The sequence below is a fragment of the Paenibacillus sp. GM2FR genome, assembly GCF_002803325.1.
In the GTDB taxonomy this organism is placed as follows: Bacteria; Bacillota; Bacilli; order Paenibacillales; family Paenibacillaceae; genus Paenibacillus_AQ; species Paenibacillus_AQ lautus.
Genome location: NZ_MKZM01000008.1, coordinates 2160716 through 2181322 on the forward strand (window position 1 = coordinate 2160716; position 20607 = coordinate 2181322).

Genomic DNA, 20607 nt, shown 5'->3' on the forward strand with positions numbered 1-20607 from the left:
TACCTCCAGGTTAAAGTGTTCTGATACCAAAGAAGCAGAAAAAAGAGGCTACTCGTCAAGTCTTAAACTGACAAGTAGCCTCTTTTTAGTACATCATAACCCGCGCGAAGACGCAGAGCATCCCTGACGGAATACTCGCTCATACACGCGTGATTATAAAAATCCGCTGCCCTTGCCAGCCTCTCTGGACTGAATTAAAGGTACCAGTATTCAATTACATTCTATTATTTTGGAAAAACCTACGATTGTCAATGTTATAATTATCCAATGGTGTTTATTTTGCGTCCCGTTTATATAGCTGCTCTCCCATATACTTCATCCGAGACAGGTTCCAACCATTCCGGCTTACCCGCCGTGATCGCAATGTGTTCAAACCAGCTGTCTTTGGCGGCACCATGCCAATGTTTCACACCATCATGAGTGACGATCACATCACCAGCCGTTAAGAATTGAGCCGGTTTTCCTTCTTCTTGGTACCACCCTTCGCCTCCAGTGACTAATAAAATTTGGAATCCACCTCGATGGATATGCCAGTTGTTTCGACATCCCGGTTCAAAGGTTACATTCCCCACACCAACATTTACTTTAGGGTCGGCGATCAAGGTTTTAAGATAACTTCGCCCCACAAAAAATTGTGCAAACGAGGTTCAGTTTCGGCGGAATATACCCGAGTTGCCTGCCTATTTATACAATTTGTCCTCTATTTCATGTCCTGCCAGCTTTTGAAATCGTGAATGGCGAAGCCGGCATAGCTTGCGTAGTGCGCCAATTGATTATGGGCGGACTGCAGCTCTTTTTCCATCACTTCGCTGCTCATGGAATAGTATGAGACCCTCGGACCCTCTTTGCTTATGAGCGTTTCTACAGCAACAACAACTTTCTTCTTCAGCGTGGAGGCCTCTCTCAGCATGGCCTGCGCATTTTCCACAATTCCATTGCTGCCTAACGCATGATTCCGATAATTCATAATGACGAGGCAATCGAACTTCTCCAGCATCCATGCGCTCATACTGTAATCCTTCCCCGGTACATTAATCGTATTTAGCCAAAATGGAACGTCGATCGCAATTTTCAAGCCGCTTCCTTTGGTTTCTTTCTCGATCAGTCTCATATTGTCCATCCAGCTTTCAAGAATCGTCGTATTGTCCTTCGTCCATTCACTTAGCGCATAAGGTTCAATATCGAAATGCAACCCCGAAAAGCTTGCTTCCGGACCGACAGAGGAGTTATAGGCTTTGACCCAGGCTATAAATTTTTGAATCTCCTCCTGCTTAGACTTATAGGCCCATTCGGGACGACCCTCAAGTGCTTCTACTTGAATTCCTTCGCTCTTCGTTTTTCGAATAAAGCCCTCATAAATTGCAGGATCTATATCTCTATCAACCTGAAGGTAAATAGATGTCACACCTTTCATTTTTGCGAAGCTTATAATGATATCTTGATCTTGTTTGATGATGTTACTGTCCCATATCCATGTTCCTTTCGGAACACTAGCAACTGAGGACATAATGTTCACCCGATTGTGCGCGGGCTGCCATTCCACAATTGCATGCAAGGTTTCACTAATAAAGCGCAGCGGAACCATCGTGCGACCGTTTTTGAGCACCGCCGACCCTTCAAAGTCAACTCTTTTTCCATTCACCAGTGCATGATTTTGGCCAATCACCAAAATAATGATGTCACGGTTAAGCGAGATCGTGATTTGTTTTAATTTTCCGTTCCATTTCGCAGTAGCTCCGAGCTTGTCGGATACAAAAGCAAGTGGAACCATCGTAAGGTTGGATCTCTGATCAACGTATGGGTACTCATCTGGGAATTGTACTTCACGCCCATCCACGGATACTCGGACTTCAGAAGCGTAAATAGCGGGGGGAAACGCAGTTAAACTTAGCATGATAGCTAATGCGCATACTAGCAATTTTTTCATGGGTGACTTCCTCATCTTTTTGAATTTGTTCTTATCCTTACTGTGCACGCATTGTCGCACAATGAGATTATAAGGTATGTAATAATTGGTAACAAGATCAACAGGCTTGATCGTCTTCTGATATACAAAAATAAAACCCGTTGGAATTATCAAGATCATCAACGGGTTTTATAAATTTAATATTTTAACATAAAGATAGATCAACCGATTTTTATATTCGATATTCTCTTCATCTGGGTTGCTATGATGATTTCCCATGGGTCATACCGAATATAGTAGAAACTCATCACTCCGTGTTTCGATGTACAGCCCGGAACGCAAATTCATGAAGATCATGGAAACGCCGGCCCAGCAGCTCATACCCCTCGGCTCCAGGGTGCAGACCATCCGCCAGAAAGGCTTCATCCTCCGGACCGAACCAGTTCAAGCCATCCTGATAGAACAACTGACGATCGCCACGTGCCCTTAGCAGCTCCACGGTCTCGCGGATGAATTCTCGCATTATGGGCAGGGTGAAGCCCAGGGAATTAAGCTCCGTTTCGCGGGCGGTCCCATAAATCGGGGAAATGACAAGCAGCGGAGTATCTCTGTGTTTCTCGCGGATCGTCTCCAACAGTCCAATCAGCAGCGGTTTGAACATGCGTGGGCTTAAGGTGCCCCCGCCATAGATATTCACGCCCGCACATATCGAGATAAAATCGGCCGGCAAGTCGCGAATCAGGCGCCCGATCATCGGTTCCATGTGGCAGTTGCCGGAGAAGCCGAGATTGGTCAGGCTGAAGCCGCAGGCTTCGGCGGCAATGGCAGGCCAAGCGCGGGAAGGGCTGGAAGCCCCGACGCACTGGGTAATGGAGCTGCCGTACGTAATCCAGCGGGGCCGGGTGTCCGGCAGCGGGACTCCGACAGCATGGGCGCTGATCCGCAGGCCGTTGACCGTTATTCCTATATTTTGCGGGAGCCAAATCTCCAAATCCTTGATTCCGTCCTCAAGTCCACTGAACAAGGCTTCTGTTGCCCCGACGGCCAGGCTAAGCGTCTGACATAATTCTCCTCCTGCCACGCAATCCATAGCGGCGGCATCCGCAAGCGGCGCGAAAGATACTGCCACCTCGGTGGAGTCCGTACGCAGCCGCAGGCGAACACCGGCACATATCTCGGCTTTGCCATCGATTCCCGCAGGCGGATACAGCTCGTAATCCATGTAAGGAATACGCCACGGCTTGATACCCTCCTCCCGGTGCTCGAGCGAAACGGCACCGTGGAACCACTCATCCGTTAATGGAAGCTGCTTCACGGCGCATTCCCTTCCTTCTGCTTCTCAGCCGGAATGAAATCTTCTCCTAGCCATACATCCTGCTCCAGCAGCCGCTGCTGAAGCTCGGCTACGGAAATGCCGCGCGAGCCGGTGCCATCCCGCAGCGCCAATGCAGCCGCCGTACCCGAGGCCTGGCCCATGGAGAAGCAGTTCGGCATCACCCGGAGGGAGCCTTGCACTGCTCGGTCCGAGGATACGCAGCGTCCGGCAACCCAAAGGTTGTCGATGCCAACCGGCAGCATAATCCGGTATGGGACGCCGTGTGAAACACCCGGCGGCAGGTGGTTAAAGGTCATTTCACTTTTGCTGTTGGCGAGATGGATATCGATATAGTATGCGTTGCGGGCAATGTCGTCCGGGAAGGAACGCGCAGCAAGGAAGTCATCGACCGTCAAGATATAGTCCCCTTCGATCCGCCGCGTCTCCCGGATGCCGAGCTGCTCCCCGCTCGCCACCATATGGGCGTGTTCAAAACCCGGCACGTAGCGGCGGAAGAACTGCAGCTGACGTTCCGCCGTGCGGCGCCCTTCAATCGCCCCCCGCGTCAAATCCTCGGCAAGGGTGCCGTCAACGCCGAATACATGGCCAAAGTTGACGCCAACCAAATAGTCGCTGACCCAAGCAAGGCCGGAGATCGACTTGCGGCCCTCCGGCAGCGCACCGTCCTCGATCGCCAGCTCCACCGTCTTGTGAAGTTGGCCCGTATCCCCGCTCTCCTCCAGGTACCGTCTGAACCGTGGACGGTCCACATTCGCAAGCAGATAGCACATGCTGCCGGGCTGAAGCTCGCCCGCTTCCCCGCCCTTCTGAAAAGGAACCCCCGCCAGAGCGGCAATATCCCCATCTCCCGAGCAATCGATAATATACCTGCAGGGGATGAAAGACCGTCCTGTTTTGTTAACGACAACGACACCTTCAACCTTCCGGCGGTCCTCAGACCGGACAACATCGTAAACAAAGGTGTGATACAGCGGCGTCACACCGCTTTCCAGAATGGCATCATCATAAACCCGCTTCAGCACTTCGGGATCGATCGGCACCCAATCCAGCATCTCTTGATATTCCTCGCGGTACTGAGGATCGCATGCCTGCTTCATCCGTTCCATCAATTGAAGGCCGAGACCGCGGATAATCGGCTTCCGCTTATCCGTAAAGGGACAAAAAGCCGGAACGAGCGCAACCGTGCCCATACCGCCAAGGAACCCTCGCTGCTCCACCAGCATCGTTTGCGCCCCCCCTTTCGCAGCGGCAATGGCGGCGGCGATGCCGGAAGCACCTCCTCCGATGACAAGCACATCCACCTCGCGGGCAACCGGAATGCTGGCGGATGGCAACGTAATATGTCCTTTCATAGAAACCTCCCCATTCTGTATAGCTTTAACATGTCAACATTACTTACGGACTGCGTCTTTCAGACAGAGATCCAGCAAATCATCTACATGCGCAGTTGCCAGGCATTCTACCGTATCGGCGGCGCCGTAGTAGATTTTGACTTCCCCGGTTTCTTCCAGAATCATGCCTCCCGGAAAAATAACATGATTGCGGAAGCCCCCATCGGTCTCATAATCGGCTTCCGGGGCAAGCAGCGGCGTCTCCGCCATGCCGATGATCCGGCTGGGATCGGCAAGATCCAGAAGTAAAATGCCGGATGTATAGCGCTTCTTCCAGCTGTCCTCCCAGCCGTTCTTGCCTCTGCTGGGATCGATGTCCACGGCATGGAACAGAGTCAGCCAGCCTTTGTTCGTTTTGACGGGCGGAGCGCCGGGGCCTACCTTGTCATTGGCATAAGCTACATCTTCAACCGCCAGGAGCAGCTTGGAGTTGCCCCAGTATTTCAGGTCAGGCGAGTCGCTCATCCACATGTCGAAGCGGTCGATCCCGCCCCGGCTGTATACTGGCATCGGACGCTCCAGCCGGACGTACTTGCCCCCGATCCGCTCTGGGAACAATACCATGTTGCGGTTGTCCGGCAGCGACAGGCTCAGCACCTCGAAGGAGCGGAAATCCTCGGTGACGGCGATGCCGCCGCGCAGCCCGTGCTTGGTATCGACCGCAAAGCACATATAACATTGTTCGCCGATTACCGTTAGACGCGGGTCATACACGCGGATGACCTCTTCATCATGCCAAGACCAGCACGGTTCCGGCTGCACATCCCACTTTATGCCGTCATCGCTGAAGGCCAGCCCAAGATTCGTCGTATGATGAGGGGCAACAATTCCTTGATGTTCATCACCGTAGTCATTGCGGAAAACCATCACATACTTGCCTTTAAATTTGGTAACCCCGGCATTAAAGACCAACGCCGGACCGTAGGGCACATCACCCGGTGTCAGAATCGGATTCGCCGAATGCCGGGTAATGACCGGGCTGGAAAACAAAGGTCCTACTTTAAAACTCATGTGCATCATGCTCCTTGTATATGGTATTGTGTTTAACCTTTGACTGAACCCGCTGTCACCTGAATAAACGACTTGTTCGCCACAATATAAACAAGAAGCATCGGCAGGATCGACAGACATGCTCCCGCCATCATCAAATGGATCTGCATGGCCGCGGAAGAACCGTAACGGAGATTCGCCAGCCCGACGGTGAGCGTCTGCAGCTGCGGATTCGTCATCGTGAACACCAGCGGCAGAATGTATTCGTTCCAGGCATGACGGAAAGCAAACAGCCCGGCCACGCCAAGCCCTGGTGTCAGGAGCGGAAGAATAATCCGAAAGAAGGTTCGGATAAACCCGGAGCCGTCCACCATGGCCGCTTCGTCAAGCTCGCGGGGAATCGCTTTGAAGAAACCCAGCAGCATAAAAAAGGTGCTGGAATGGGCGCTGATGAGAATCAGGATCACGCCCCACAGCGTGGTATTCAGGTTCAGCGCGACCATCAAATCGAATTGCGGGCGCAGCACAATGGCACCAACGGATATAAACATCATCGACGCCTGCGTCGTCACATACAGGGATTTGCCGGGAAAATGGCGACGGTCCACCACATAAGCCGCCATGGCAGCTACCAGCAGGGTGCCTGCGGTAACCATAATGCTGACAAAAGCGCTATTCCAGGTATAGCGGGCAAAATTAGCCTGCTTCCAGGCTTCGGCATAGTTGACGAACTGCAGCTTGGCCGGCAGCAGGCTGCCGCCGGTCATCATTTCGGCGCCGGTCTTGAGCGAACCGGACAATGTCATCAACAGGGGAAATAATGTCAGTATCGCCGTTATCAATAAGAACAGCCACATCACCGTACGGCCCACAATTCTGCCTGTGGGACCGGAAGGCGGGCGGGCGGCGATTTTGCCGCGCGCATCCGGTTGTTGGGGTAATACCTGTTCGTTCATTTGCTGATCCTCCTGCACGCCTGCAGCCATTTTGAACCGCTCTGCGGCGTTGTTGTCATATCGTAAGGGTCTTCGCAAAGTTGTAAAGCGGACTTTTTGAGCAGCCTTTAATACAACTTGTTCATTTTCCGGCTCAATAAGAAATACAAGCCCGTGATCGCTCCCACAATAACAGCGGTTGCGAAGCCTACGGCGCTGCCGTATCCAAGCTGCTGCTCCACAGGCGAACCCGTGGATACCGGGAATAAAAGTTTGTATAGATAGAGATACATGACCTCGGTTTTGCCGATTGGTCCGCCTTCCGTGATGAGCATAATGCTCTCATAGCCTTTCAGGGATGCAATAATTGCGAGCATGATGACCAACTGGGCTACCGGAGCCAGCATCGGAAGCGTAATGCTCCAGAACCGTCTTCCGGCGTTTGCCCCGTCCATGGCCGCGCTCTCGTACAAATCCTGCGGAATGCTCTGCAGTCCGGCCAGAAACAGCAGCATATAATTGCCGACCGCGCCCCATACCGCCACCATAATGACCGTAAGCATCGCATGCTTCGGCCCGAGCCAGTCGATCGGCTGCGAGACCAGGTGCAGCTTCATCAATACGGTGTTAACCATCCCGTTATAGGAATTGAAGATCGTATAGAACACCACGGAGATAACTGCGGTGCTGATGATTGTCGGCATAAAATAGATCCCTCGCAGCAGTTTTCCGCCTCGCAGCTTGCCGTTCAGGATGACCGCGAGCAGCAGGGACAATGGCAGCGTCAGCAGCAGCTTGCCTCCGGCGTAGACAAAGGTATTGCCAACCGATTCCCAGAACAGCGCATCGCGCATCAGCCGACGAAAATTATCCAGCCCAACAAACAGCGCTTCGCCATACCCGGCATAGTCATAAAACATATAACGCAGCATCCATATCAAGGGGTAGATGCCCAGGGCAGCCGTCAAAATGATGCTCGGCGATAGAAAAAGAGCATTCTCCCCTAGCCGTTTCCATTTCATACTCACGATGGGTTCCTCCTTCGGGGAAAGAAAAGGGGCATCCGCCAAAAATGCGTGCGGCAGCCCCATCCTCGCCTGTTATTCTCCCTGCGGTTTGGTTGGATCAAAGGCAGGGTTTGGCGTTACGTTGACCTCGCCTTTCTCCACCGCTTTGGACAATGCGGCGTTGTATCTTGTGTTTAAATCCTCCGTAATCGCTTTCAGGTCTTCATCGGTAAGGATATATTTGAAGAAAGCGTCCGCATAGGTGGATCCCTCCGGAGTAACGTTTGGCGAAGCAGGCCAGAGCGAGTCGTGTTCCCCGACCAGGAAGCCTTCCATGCCATTGATCTCCGGATCTTTTGCCTGTTCTACAATGCTCGGTACAATGGCAATCCCGAAGCCTTTTTCGTGATAGGTCTTCAGAACCTCATCGCCGTACATATACTGCATGAATGTCCAAGCCGCTTCCTTATTGGCCGATTGGGCGCTGATGCCGAGCCACGTTCCGGCGGACACGATTTCGGAAGTTCCCTTGATCTGACCGTCCAGCGTTGGAGCCAATGCGCCCCCCCAGTTGATTTCAGTCGGGAATTGATCCATGTACACGCCGGGCTCCGTCGAGAAGGATAGATACATCCCGATTTTGCCTGCGGCGAATTGGGCGCGCAGCGGGTCGATGTCCAGCGCTTCCGCGCCAGGCAGAATGCTTCCGTCTTTATGCATTTGCTTGAAATATTCAATGACCTGCGAGTAAGGCTCGAAATCGAATTGGCCTGTTTTCAGATCAAAGCCAAGTCCCTGATAACCGCTCAAGGAAAGAATCTCCCGGACGGAACGGTCAAATGCTTGCTTCGGATTTTTGAAGTTCAGCGCAAAACCATAGATGCCCTCGGCTTTGCCGACTTCGGTAATTTTCTTGGCATCCTCCACCATTTCCTGCAGCGACTTCGGAGGATTCTCGATGCCCGCTTTGGCAAAGAGATCCTTGTTGTAGACCAGGCGCATGGTGAGGCCGGTATTGGCGAGCGAGTACACCTTGCCGTCAAAACGGTTGACATCGTCGATCAGCAGGCTGCCGAACTTCGCTTTCAAGTCATCGGTCAGATACTCGTCAATTGGGGCGAGATACCCTTTTTTGACGAATCCGGACGTATTGGCGCTCTTGAGACGCAGTACATCCGGCGCCTGGTTGCTGGAAAAGGCAATGTCGACACTTTGCGCGTAATTCTCGGACATGACCGTCAATTCCACCTGGATGTTATCGCCGTTTGTTTCATTGAACTTGTTGATCAATTCCTTGATATACTCCTGGTCATGACGGTCGTCAGTCCAGTATTTAAGCTGTACGGGTTGGCCCGTCTCGGTTGATGGTGCTGCCGTTCCGCCGTCAGACTTGCCATTCGTCGTGCCGCCGTTGCCGCTGCTGTTGTCGTTCCCGCTGCAGCCTGCGATTCCGGCTGCCAGAATGAGGCTCAAGCCGAGACTTAACCATTTTTTTCGCATACATTCTACCCCTTTGATTAACGTTTGTATTGTGAGCTCGTTTTTTATTATAGAATCCCGTTCTCGGAAAAGGAGTGTGGCAAATTCACTCTCAAGGGATAGAATTCTATGGTCTCCTGCAGCCGGCACCTCACGCCTCTGGCCGGTCCATGTGATAGCCCGCCCTGAATTCCGACGGTGTCTGGCCGGTGATCTTCTTGAACATCTCGCTGAAATATCTGCGCTCCTCATACCCTACCGCCGCGGCCACCTCCTGCACCTGTGCCCCCTCCACCAGCAGAAGTCTTGCCTTTTGAATGCGTTCCGAGGTGATATACTGTGTGACCGTCATTCCGGTCACCTGCTTGAATAAGCTGGAAAAGTAGCTGGCACTGAGATGCACATGGGCGGCACATTCGCCAACGGTAATATCCTCGGACAAGCGGCCTTTGATATAGCCTATAGCATTATAAATAACCTTCTGCCCCTCGGATAAGCTGTTCCGGCGAACCAGCTCGGCTCCCTCCGTGCACAAGGCAAGCAGTTGACGCTGCAAAGAGGCCAGCGATAGCCCCGCCGTCCCTTGTACCGTTCTGAATTTCTGAATCATCGGCTGTATCTCCGAATAGGGAACCATTTCGTAAAGCGTGCGGATTGCTGAAGCTGCCAGCTCATCGTACAGGCTGAGGAGATAATCCGGATTTTGCCGGGAGATTCGTTTCTGCAGCGCTTCCGAAATCGCGGTTAGAATCGCGTCCGTCCGGACAGCATTTCCGGAACGAAGGGCCAGCAGGAGCTCTTCCTTGTACTCCAAAGCCAGCGGCTCCTGGCTTCCGCTCTGGTGGATATCGTCATACTCAATGGCGGCATTGCCTTCGGTAAACAGGTGATGGGAGAGCGCCCGATGAGCCTGGCGATAGGAATCCGGAAGACCGCTGATCTCCTCCACCCTGCCGCCGACCCCGACCGAGACCGTAAACTTGGTGTATCGTTCAATATTCCGGCAGCACTGCTCGGCGATTTCAATCGGACAGGACGGTCCTGTATCGTTCAGTACGGCCAGGTACTGGTCGTGACGGGCGCGGAAAAGAACGCTTTGCGCATAATGCGCAAGCGTCTCCTGCATAATATTCAACAGCGAGAACCGGATCAGCTCCATTTCCTGGACGGACTGCTCGGCAACCTGCTCCCGGAAACGATCAATTTCAATCAGCATTACCACGAATCCGCGCGGCTCCAGCTCAATATTCAGAAACTCCCACCGTTCCGAGGCCTCTTCCCATGAAGTGCGGTGGCTTATGAGCAGCGCAAAGTATTCCTGTCGCAGTGCCGGCATGCTCTCGCGAAGCTTGTTCTCCATATCCCTCAAACTTATCCGTTTGGACCTCTCTTCCATAACCTCTGCTTTGGCTCGCAGCACAGCCGACATCATATCTTCTTCTGTGAAGGGCTTCACCACAAAATCAAACGCCCCCAGCTGTACCGCCTGCTGCGCATATTCAAAATCGGCATAGCCGCTGATCAGAATGACCTTGCAGCCGGGGTTCTCTTCCAGCACCAAACGCAGCATGCTCAACCCGTCCATGATCGGCATTCGGATATCGGTAATAACCAGATCCGGACGCAGCCCGTTGATCAGCGTAAGCCCCTCTTCCCCATTGCTCGATACACCTGCGACCCGAATCCCCTGCTCTTCCCAGTTCATCGCGGTCAGTCCGTCCACCACACTTTTAATATCGTCGATAATGCAGAGACTGATCGCCTCAGGATTGCTCATCCAAATGATCCCCTTTCTTGGGCAATGAAATCCGTATTTCGGTTCCGCGCTCCGGCGCACTGTCTACGTGAAATTCCGCACCGTCCCCATAATAGAGCCGGAGCCGCCGGATCAGATTGGACACCGCATATCCCTTCTTCGACTCCTGCAAAAAGAGTTCGCGCACTTGGGTCTGGTCCATTCCCCTTCCGTTATCACGTACGGCAATCGTCCAGCGTTTCTCATCCCCGCTAATCTCGATTTCGATTAGGCCGCCGTTCTTCAGGTCGCGAAAACCGTGCAAAATGCTGTTCTCCACCAGCGGCTGCAAAATGATGCGCGGAATCGAAAGCGATGACGCCTCCGGTTCGCGTACATGGATCTCATAAGAGAATAAGCCTTCATAGCAGCTTAACTGCAGCTCCAGATACTGGCGCACATGCTCCAGTTCTTTCAACAGTGTCGTAATTTCCTGACCATTGTTCAATCCGAGTTGGAACAGACGTGAGAGCGACATGACCATTTGCTGTGACGGCTCGATCTGCTTCAATTTCAATTTCCAGTAGATGGTGTTGAGCGTGTTGTACAGAAAATGCGGGTCCATCTGCGCCGACAGCGCCTTGATCTCTGCAGATCGCTTATGCGTCTGCGCTTCCGTAACCTCATCAATCAACACCACAATCTGTTCCAGCATCCGGTTAAACCGAAATCCCACCTGAGCCAGTTCATCTCCGCTGCCGCTCTCAAAACGGGCGGTCAGATCGTTGTTCTCGACCCGCTTCATCACCTTCAGCAGCCCTTGCAGCGGTTTTAGCAAATAGCGTGAAAATGCGCCCGAAATCAACGTGGTGACGCTAAAAGCAGCCAGCGTAACCCCGGCGATCAGCCATTTGACAAAAACCATGTCCTGAAGCACGTCGGCCCGGGAACGGATGGTGGTCATGGTCCAATCCGCAATGCCGAGACGGGCATAATTAAGCAGATAGGTCTGGCCATCCATTTCAAAGGGCTGACTTCCCTCCGAGCGGCTCATCAAGCCACTCAAATTACCCGTCTCCACTGCCTGCCTGACCAGCGGTTCCTTCACGGGGTAAACCGCCTCTCCATCAGCGTTCAGCAAGAAGCTGGACGCCCCTTCCGCGGTATTCCCCTGCACCAGCTTGCGAAAACCGTCCTCACGGATATTCACGACAATATAAACACCGCTGACCGGCGTGTCAAAGATCGGCTCCAGAATAAGCGAAATGACGCGTTCCTTGCCGGAGAAGAGCATATCCTCATGACCCTCCACCCACAGGTTCTTTTTCTCCTGCTCGATGCGCGCATACAGAACGGTATCCTCGAATTCGGTGAGCCGATTGCGGTTCATGGACGAAGGATAAAATTCGCCAATCGGCGTAAATACGTAGATCGATTGGATAAGCGGTTCGGCGATCCGCGCCTGCGAGAAAACGTTATCAAGATCGTTCAGATGCGTGTAATATCTGCTGGCATCCCCGGAGGCGGCATCCTTCAGCATGTCGTAGAATGGCTGGCTGATCATAAACGTCATCATAATCAGCATCAGTTTGTTCAGCTTCTCATCCACGATCTGCGCGGATCTGACCACCGTATCCTGCGTGAGCTTCAGCGCATTCTTTTCCAGCGTGGCAGCCGAGATATAATAAGACAACCCTCCGGTCATCAGGACAGAAAGCACGATGACGGCCAGAAAAGCGACCTTGAGTTTGTTGCGGAACGATTGCCTGCGGAGGTACTCCAAGCTTTTCACGCCTTCCGTTAAATTCTATCTACCCATGCCGAGAGTACTCCCACTTCTGCAAGTGGAGAGGTGAATCGGCGATTTCTTGTCCGGGCCTACAAGATGTTCTTTCTTTTCTTCCAATGTAGCGGTATAATAAACAGGAACATACATTCGTATTCCGGAAGTGAAAAGAGGTGAAATCTTGTCCGTTCCAGCACTCGGGTATAGAACCTATCAAGTATGGATCAAGCCGGGGCATCGGTTGTTCGCCTATCTGGATGCATTGGGTCAGTGTGCAAAAAACCTGTACAATACGGCTAACTTTTATATCCGGCAAGTGTTTACCGCAAAGGGACAGCTATCGGCTTGTCAGCCGTTGCAACAACAAGTGATGAACACCCTGTCCGCACATCTGGATGCGATGAACGAGCGAAGAAGCGTGAAAAATCGTTCCCGGCCCTTTACGTTGCCTTCGCCAGAGCAGCCCTTCCTGTCTTTCTTTCTTGGATGCCTTGTTCAAAGTGATGGAGCAACCCGATTATCGCTCCCTCCCGGCCCAAAGCAGCCAAGGCATTCTGAAGGTCGTCTTCCAGAACTGGGCGGCCTTTTTCGCCAGCATGAAGGCGTATCGTCAACATCCGGAGACCTTTACCGGCAAGCCGAAGATTCCGGGCTACGCCCGCAGCAAGGTGAAGGAAGTGGTGTTCTCGAATCAAGATTGCGTCATCAAAGACCGAAAGTTCCTGAAGTTCCCCCGAACCAAGCTGAGACTGAACATCGGCAAGCTAGGGCGTACCGACGGCAAGTTCATGCAGGCGCGTGTCGTACCTCGTCATGGGCACTATGTTATCGAACTCGTCTTCACGTGTCCAATGGAAGAGCAGAACACAGAGGGGGAACAAGTACCGGACGTCAGCCATTCTAATTTCATCATGGCGATTGATTTGGGTGTAGACAATCTTGCAACCATGGTCACGACAACCGGCTTACAGCCGGTGATCGTGAAGGGCAGGATCGTCAAAGCGATCAATCAGTATTATAACAAGATGAAAGCGCACTACACGAGTATTCTTCGTCAGGGTAAAAACCCGCGTGAAGGCACACACATCCAAACGATTGGAACGATTGCATCTGCAGCGCCACCGCCTGATCAAAGACCTGTTTCACAAAGCCAGTCATCATATCGTCAGACTGGCCGAAGAGCAGAGGATCGGTACGATCGTCATCGGTCATAATGCAGGATGGAAACAAGAATCCGCCATGGGACGGCGAAACAACCAGTCGTTCTGTCACCTCCCGCACAAGCAGCTCATTGCGATGATCCAGTATAAGGCAGCAGCAAAGGGAATCACGGTGATCCTGACGGAAGAAGCCTATACGTCAAAAGCGAGCTTCCTGGATAAAGATCCGTTGCCGCGTTTCGGTGAGGGAGGAACCTATCTCTTCTCCGGCAAGCGGATTTATCGCGGGCTGTATGCGAGCCAGGCGGGCGTGATTCATGCCGATGTGAACGGAGCAGCCAACATTATACGCAAAGTATTCCCAAACGTATCTGCTAAGCCTTCGGATGGGATAGAGGGGTTGGATGGTAACCAGTCCATCAACGTGTCAACTCCAAGGGTGTTAAGCATCCTGAAACCTTCAGGTTGAGACATCTGAAACCCGCACTTCAACCGAAGCGACTGCCTAGGTAAGTGGCGGGAGTATTCATTCTTTGATTATGTCACTGCATCCCCTGTACGACAATGCAAAAAAACGAAGCTGTCCCTGGCAGCCAATCATGGCGTAAGGGGCAGCTCCTTCGTATGATCCTCTTAACGCTGACCGACCTGTGGATCGGCTTTTATTGACACGGTACGGGATGCCTTCAAGTTAGATCGAATCAGGTGCCAGTACCACAGCATCATCAAAAGCTACGCCTGCCGAAGTGGTCCGAAATCCTATTTTTCCTGCTGTCAGTTCCGTCTCGGGATTGGTCCATTCCACTTTTAATACTCCATCCACATAACCTTTTATTGCGTTCCCTTCAATAGAAGCCTTCATCGTATACCACTGGTTCGCCTGAGCTGTAAACGGGGTACTGGATACAAGGGTCATGACGTTGTCCACGGATTTGTACAACTCCAGCTTTTGGGCTGCGGAATGGATTCGGAACATATAGAAATTACCCGCATCCTGTACCCTGAAGAGAATGCCTGCGTTGGCATTGGTGATGGGCATTTTCGCTTTGGCCTCATACGTATAATCCGTCCACGAATCGCCGGCAGCAATGACTGCAGTGGCAGCTTGATTCTGAATCAAGGCATTTGTGCCGTCAGTTATTACATCCCAAGAACCTGAAGCAGACGTCCATCCTCCGGCATTTCCATCTTCGAAATCGTCGCTGAATACAATGACCGTAGGATCCGGATTCACGGGAGGTTCATTCACGTCCGTGACATGGATCGTAAAGTTCTTCTCAACGTACAGTCCTCCTGAATCTGTGCTCCTCACCCGGATGCTGTAGCTGTCCTTGGCTTCGTAATCAGGCGTTACGGCTAGGAACAACTTATTGTCCGAAATGGTGAAGCTGCCGTTGTCCTCATCCCCTGAACCTGCTATCAGCATATAAGAAAATGTTTCTTCCGCATCAGGGTCGCTGGTGGAAAAGGTTCCGACCATGCCTCCCGCCGTCGTGTTTTCAACAACACTGTTGTGTGAAAGGGCAATCTCCTCAGGCGCTTTATTGAGGAGACTAACCACGGCATCGTCAAAATGGACGCCCGCCGAGGTGGTCCGGAATCCGATCCCCCCAGCTGTCAATTCGGTTACAGGATTGGTCCATTCCATCTTTAATTCTCCATCCACGTAACAGGAAATCGTGTTCCCTTGTATAACCGCCTTAACCTTATACCACTGTTTCTCAATGGCCGTGAACGGCATACTGTTTACAAGCGTCAGCTGTCCATTTACGGATTTGAACAACTCCAGCTGTTGATTCGATGAATGAATGCGATACATATAATAATTGTTTGCATCCTGCACCCTGAAGACCATGCCCGCGTTGGCATTGGTGATGGGCATTCTTAATCTGGCTTCATAAACGTAATCCGTCCATGAACCCCCGCTATTAGCGGTAATCAGGGAGGTGGTTGTCTGATTTCCGCTGGACAGCACGTGATTCGTGCCGACTTTCGGGACGGTCCAACCGCCTGACATCGACGTCCAACCCGCCGTATTTCCGTCTTCGAAATTGTCGCTGAATAGCGGAGGTTTGGAATTGGCAAAAACGATACCATTTACATTGTTATTGACGGTAACATTCAAGTCGTCCAGGGTTGTTGCAAGTTTGCCTCCAACATAAACATCCGTGAACGTGACCCCGTTAACCCTTCCGCCTTTCGTGGCATTCCCGGAAATTCTGGATTTCTGGGTGCCGGTCTCGCGAACATTAATGTTCTTGACTACAACATTGCTTACATCGCCGGAAGTGCTGGTAGACACTCCAAGCCAATAGTTCCCGAATTGATTGATACCGACGCGTTCGATGTCGATATTCTCAAACGTAATATTTTGGGCGTAACCTTCCTCCGGGAGTGTATTCAGTTGGTATCCATGATCAATAAGCAATGCTCGGGCGCTTTGATAGACATACGAATTTCGGATGGTTACGCCGATTTGCGGCTGGGCTACACCCATGCCAATCTTGAAAGCCGCGCATCTTGTCCATGCAAAAGCGTCATCAAAGACAACATTCTCCAAATGTTCAAGCTCGCCCGGCCAGTCTTTGGACATCCCCGTCTGCAGCCAGGTTTTAGTGGAATACGTGTCATCATCCGATATGGCAATCGAATGCTGAACAAGCACGTTCTGACTCTCATTGATATCGATAACGTCATTCTCGATTTTGTATAAATCCTGGAATCCCTTAAGATTGTTTATGGTCACATTGTCGGAACGAACCACCATAAACGACCAGAAACCGCCATCCCGCAATATTAGTCCGTCGAAAGTAAAATTGGATGTTGCGATCGGAACGAGCAGGTTATTGAGGAACCCTTCATTCTTATTCGGCGCCGGCATCTTTCGCTCTCGCATCGCAATGCCTTTTCCATCAATGGTTCCCCGTCCCCGTATCGTAATATTGGTGGAATCTACGGCAGTGCGAATAAAATACGTTCCATCCGCGTTTCGTGAATCCTTGCGAAAATCAATCACGTAGTCTTCCCCCTTGCCCGTGCCGACAATGACGGCGCCGCCGGCCAGGTAAAAGGTTACGTTGCTTTTTAATGTCAGGTTCCCGCTCTTATAAACACCGGCCGGTATGAATACAACGCCGCCGCCGGCTTGATGGGCGTCATCGATCGCCTGCTGAATCGGACCCGATGCCAGCGATGTACCCGTGTTATCCGCATGGTATGGCGACTGTGTCACATTATAAATCCCGGCACCTGTGGACGGGGGAATATCCGTCTCCAAGGGATCTGCTGCGATAACAATCTTCTTCCTCTGGTCATTGATTTTCACGATGACATAGGTTGAGGATGAAAGATAGAACGTTAGCTTGTTCCCGTTGACCGTGCCTTCGATATTTTTAGCCTGAGGACTGATGGAGTATGATGTAATCGGCACATTGTTTGTAACTTCGATACGGACCGTGCCGGAAAAAGAAAATTGAGCATAATCATAATCAGCCAGATAACTGATTACAGGAATCGCTTCGTTATTCGCTTTCAACGAAAACACGCTGGATGCGGTATAGATGGATGGCATCGGGTAATTTTGTATCGTGGCCGGAGCAGCGGCGGTCTGTCCCAAAGATGCCGGATCAGCGGCATCCGTCATATCCATTGAATAAATTGAATAGCTATCGATTTCTACAGCATCCGCAGCTCGGGGTGAGAATCCTGTGATTATTACGGCAAGCACTACCAACAGACTAACTGCTTTTCTTGTCATGGTAAGCATAAATACCTCCTCAAGATTATTCATCTGCCCCACGATAATAAGGCAGCGCAGCTTCTGTTCTCCCGGTTGTATTCTTGCTTGGTTTTTTCTGAATGCGCTAACATTTTATCGGAAGCAAGCAGCCCGCTCTCTGACGTTCACTCCCCCCTCCATCCAAACTTTTCTCTGTCACCATGGATTATATTCCCTGCACATTAAAAAAGGAGTGGGGCAAGCCCACTCTCCAGGGACACATTTTAACTGTTCTCACCTGCCGATGCACTGACAGCCATTTCGTTGCGGGAATGAAGATCTACGCAGACGCTATCTCCATTGATTGCACCAAGGCTACTTTTCCGATAAATCGTCGTAAGAAAGGACTCTCGAAGTCATGTGCTCAAAAGTTCCCTTCTCCAACATTTCTTGGCCCATGCGATATAGCAGCGATATTGCGGCGCGAAAAGGTCCTGAGCCGGTGCTGATGCGCTGAATCCCTAGCGCTTCAAGTTCCTTTGCGGAAGGCATTCCCGGTCCGGCCAATACATTGATCGGACAGCTGATTTCATGGCGCAGTGTCTGGATGTCGGAGATTTCCTGGATTCCGGGAACAAAAATACAATCTGCCCCGGCTTCCTGGTAGGCATGGGCCCGCTTGATCGTCTCTTCAAGCCTCCCAGCAGGCGGCATAGACTTGATCCAGTAAGCATCGATCCTGGCATTGATAAAGAGAGGATAACCCATGGCATTCCCCAGCGCCCGGATCACGGCTAATTTGTTTTGCTGGAGCAAAATGTCATGCAGCGGCGCTTGCCGATCCATGCCGCTGTCTTCAACGTTAATCCCCGTTGCGCCTGCCTTGATCACCTGCTTAACCGACTCGGCGACTTCATCAGGTGTTTGTCCATACCCGTCTTCCATATCCACGGTAACCGGAATATCCACGGTTTGCACGATCCTGCGGACCGTATCCAGCATCCGATCGAAGGGCATATTCCGATCCGCATACCCATGGGAAACCGCTATGCCGGCACTTGTCGTGCCGATTGCCTTGAAGCCGCACTTCTCGAAAGTGTTCGCGCTCGCAGCATCCCATGCATTGGGCAAAATAAAGAACTTAGAGTGCATTTTTTTAAAGGCGGCAAGCTTTTCAAGCTGTTTTGTCATGTCCATACCATACCTCTCCCCATCTATTTTCGACTGGCGTACTTTTGTATATAGTATAAACCGAGTACTATTCGATACCTATCGAAATATGGAATGACTTTGGAGTTCCAGAAGGATATGGAAATGTCTGACTAGAATAATAATCAGAGCCTATAAGAAATTGGAGTGAATACGGTGGGAGAAGGTAGACCATGAATGACAAAATAAATGAATTTATGATTTGGGCAGAAGAAAACGGTTGGACGATAACTAAGAATGAGGATCATCAGTTACATTTAGCTGGCAGCTTGTTATCAAGATATAAGGAAATTCCTAATGATTATTTGGAATTTTTAAGTGTTGTAAAACGATGCATCACACCTGATGAGAAGTCCTGGTTTCTTTGCGAGGATGAATACAATAATCGCTCCGATACTGAAATTAAATGGAATGAATTTGAAATGCTCAGTTTGGAGGCAGCAATGGGCGATGAACTATGGAAATCAGAAATAACTGCGTGGTGGGATTCTTACCTGCCGATCGTGATATCAGTCGATGGTGGGTATTCCTTCTATGCGATTGATTTAACCAATGACGTTGGTGCTATCGTGCGCGGATATGAACCTGAATTTGAAGAAGTTGAAAAAGCGTCCCATAATCTAGAAGGGTTTTTGGAATTGATTATGTCGAAAACTATAGAGTTCCAATGATAAATAGGCAATGCATACAACCTTAGTTCGGTACTCAACCAGACTAAGGTTGTTGGCCTTCGACCCAGGGAGTATTAATATTCAAGTAGACGGCCATGATCGTTCCATTGACCGTACATTTTGTTTTCTCTCGTGTTGGTTATGAATTTGTCTAATCTGCTCTTAAATAATTCCGGCTGATTCTTATAGCTTTGTATCGTGTCGATCCGAACTCTTTTATAAAGATCCGGAAATGCCATGAAATTCTCATATACTTGCTTTTCCTCTTTTAGCCTTTGTTCTATGACCTCATCTATTCTGAAAGAAGCAGGATCCATGTCAGGAAGAACCCTCCTGCCTTCGTCACTCATGAGCCCCAACTTTTCGAGGCGGCGGACACGTTCTTTATTCAATTCAGTCCATGAGCTTTTTTTAGTTCTAGGAGACAGTCTCTGGGCCAACTCGGTTTCGTACATTTTCTTTTTAATGCCATCAATCCATCCAAAGCATAAGGCCTCCTCAACGACGTCCAAATATAACAACATATCAGGGGTTGGCGTCATACTAACCAAGACCCAGCAAGACTTCTCGGTCGTGCCATGGTTCTGCAGCCAAAGCCTTAAATCCTCTCTTGTTTTTGCTGGAATGACATGCTCGATTATCATAGCTAAAACCCATCCTCCTCCTTTCTAAAGAGAATATCAAAACATGGCCTTTCATTGGAAGGCCATGTTTTGAATGCGTTACTGTTTGTTTGAAATGACTTTATCCAGAAACCGATCTGCGTCACGATTAAATTTCCAGGCAACTCCGAACTGATCAACCAGCATTCCAAAGCACGAAGACCAAGGGGTATTGGATAACGGCATCACAACATGACCGCCAACAGACAATCGGTAAAAGTAGTCTTCCAATGTTTGTTTATCATCCATGACTACACTAATAAGTACGTTATTTCCTCTCATCAACTCACCCGTTACCGCCTTCATGGAAGGCAAAATATCCGACATCATGATTTTCCCGCCTGCAAATTCTACCGAAGACTCCATGATCATATTTAATTCATGTTCTGGCAATGGATAGTTTGGATCCTGCGGAAAATCCTTAAATTTCACTTTTTTTACCTCGTTCGCATGTAGAGCCTCCGAATAAAATTCAATCGCTTCTTCGGCGATTCCATCAAAGTTCAAATAGGCAATGGCTGACATAAAGTTGTACCTCCTTCTTTTGATAGATGAAGTATAATTTATTAGTGGTGACAGACGCATGTCACCATTTAAAAATTTGCACCAAAAGAGGGGCCGT

General features: G+C 50.7%; 15 protein-coding genes and 1 pseudogene. 2 read left to right on the forward strand and 14 right to left on the reverse strand.

Translation table 11 applies throughout. The annotated features are described in order from the left end of the window. Positions 1-290: 290 nt before the first annotated feature. From PAEVO_RS09775 to PAEVO_RS09820, 10 genes are all read right to left on the reverse strand, one after another. On the reverse strand, positions 291-626 hold the full coding sequence (locus tag PAEVO_RS09775; protein WP_243390704.1) for a cupin domain-containing protein: 336 nt from the start codon (positions 624-626) through the stop codon (positions 291-293). A 74-nt stretch (positions 627-700) separates the two neighbouring features. Beyond that, complete coding sequence (locus PAEVO_RS09780) at positions 701-1927, reverse strand: copper amine oxidase N-terminal domain-containing protein (RefSeq protein ID WP_100537368.1); 1227 nt, start codon at positions 1925-1927, stop codon at positions 701-703. A 286-nt stretch (positions 1928-2213) separates the two neighbouring features. Further along, complete coding sequence (locus PAEVO_RS09785) at positions 2214-3221, reverse strand: SGNH/GDSL hydrolase family protein (protein WP_100537369.1); 1008 nt, start codon at positions 3219-3221, stop codon at positions 2214-2216. Then, positions 3218-4594, reverse strand: coding sequence for an FAD-dependent oxidoreductase (locus PAEVO_RS09790; protein WP_100537370.1), 1377 nt, complete (start codon positions 4592-4594; stop codon positions 3218-3220). Before PAEVO_RS09790 ends, PAEVO_RS09785 begins: the two co-directional genes overlap by 4 nt. A gap of 39 nt (positions 4595-4633) precedes the next feature. Beyond that, a complete protein-coding gene (locus tag PAEVO_RS09795; RefSeq protein WP_100537371.1) occupies positions 4634-5644 on the reverse strand; it encodes a glycoside hydrolase family 130 protein in 1011 nt (336 codons plus the stop codon). Between the two features lie 32 nt (positions 5645-5676). Beyond that, on the reverse strand, positions 5677-6579 hold the full coding sequence (locus PAEVO_RS09800) for a carbohydrate ABC transporter permease (RefSeq protein ID WP_100537372.1): 903 nt from the start codon (positions 6577-6579) through the stop codon (positions 5677-5679). Positions 6580-6686: 107 nt separating this feature from the next. Beyond that, positions 6687-7586, reverse strand: a complete 900-nt coding sequence (locus tag PAEVO_RS09805) for a carbohydrate ABC transporter permease (RefSeq protein ID WP_100539396.1) — start codon at positions 7584-7586, stop codon at positions 6687-6689. Between the two features lie 72 nt (positions 7587-7658). Beyond that, entirely contained in the window at positions 7659-9065 is a 1407-nt protein-coding gene (locus PAEVO_RS09810) for an ABC transporter substrate-binding protein (RefSeq protein WP_100537373.1), read from the reverse strand. A gap of 130 nt (positions 9066-9195) precedes the next feature. After that, positions 9196-10821: a response regulator gene (locus PAEVO_RS09815; protein WP_100537374.1), complete on the reverse strand. Its 1626-nt coding sequence runs from the start codon at positions 10819-10821 to the stop codon at positions 9196-9198. Next, positions 10808-12571: a cache domain-containing sensor histidine kinase gene (locus tag PAEVO_RS09820; RefSeq protein ID WP_243390705.1), complete on the reverse strand. Its 1764-nt coding sequence runs from the start codon at positions 12569-12571 to the stop codon at positions 10808-10810. Before PAEVO_RS09820 ends, PAEVO_RS09815 begins: the two co-directional genes overlap by 14 nt. A 175-nt stretch (positions 12572-12746) precedes the next feature. On the opposite strand from PAEVO_RS09820, the pseudogene PAEVO_RS09825 reads away from it, so the two are divergent. Further along, positions 12747-14194: pseudogene (locus PAEVO_RS09825) on the forward strand (RNA-guided endonuclease InsQ/TnpB family protein). A 222-nt stretch (positions 14195-14416) separates the two neighbouring features. Here PAEVO_RS09825 and PAEVO_RS09830 read toward each other — a convergent pair. Together PAEVO_RS09830 and PAEVO_RS09835 are read right to left on the reverse strand one after the other, a co-directional pair. Further along, positions 14417-17482 (reverse strand): 3-keto-alpha-glucoside-1,2-lyase-like domain-containing protein, encoded by a 3066-nt coding sequence (locus PAEVO_RS09830; RefSeq protein ID WP_243390706.1) that lies wholly within the window; start codon positions 17480-17482, stop codon positions 14417-14419. Between the two features lie 336 nt (positions 17483-17818). Then, positions 17819-18640 carry an isocitrate lyase/PEP mutase family protein gene (locus PAEVO_RS09835; RefSeq protein ID WP_100537377.1) on the reverse strand — a complete coding sequence of 274 codons (822 nt, stop codon included), beginning with the start codon at positions 18638-18640 and terminating at the stop codon, positions 17819-17821. A 185-nt stretch (positions 18641-18825) separates the two neighbouring features. Here PAEVO_RS09835 and PAEVO_RS09840 point away from each other — a divergent pair, with 185 nt between their 5' ends. Further along, positions 18826-19323 carry an SMI1/KNR4 family protein gene (locus tag PAEVO_RS09840; RefSeq protein ID WP_100537378.1) on the forward strand — a complete coding sequence of 166 codons (498 nt, stop codon included), beginning with the start codon at positions 18826-18828 and terminating at the stop codon, positions 19321-19323. A gap of 74 nt (positions 19324-19397) precedes the next feature. Here the strand turns inward: PAEVO_RS09840 and PAEVO_RS09845 are convergent, their stop codons facing one another. Further along, positions 19398-19967 carry a YdeI/OmpD-associated family protein gene (locus tag PAEVO_RS09845; protein WP_100537379.1) on the reverse strand — a complete coding sequence of 190 codons (570 nt, stop codon included), beginning with the start codon at positions 19965-19967 and terminating at the stop codon, positions 19398-19400. Positions 19968-20045: 78 nt separating this feature from the next. Then, complete coding sequence (locus PAEVO_RS09850) at positions 20046-20510, reverse strand: VOC family protein (protein WP_009595424.1); 465 nt, start codon at positions 20508-20510, stop codon at positions 20046-20048. Positions 20511-20607: the final 97 nt, after the last annotated feature.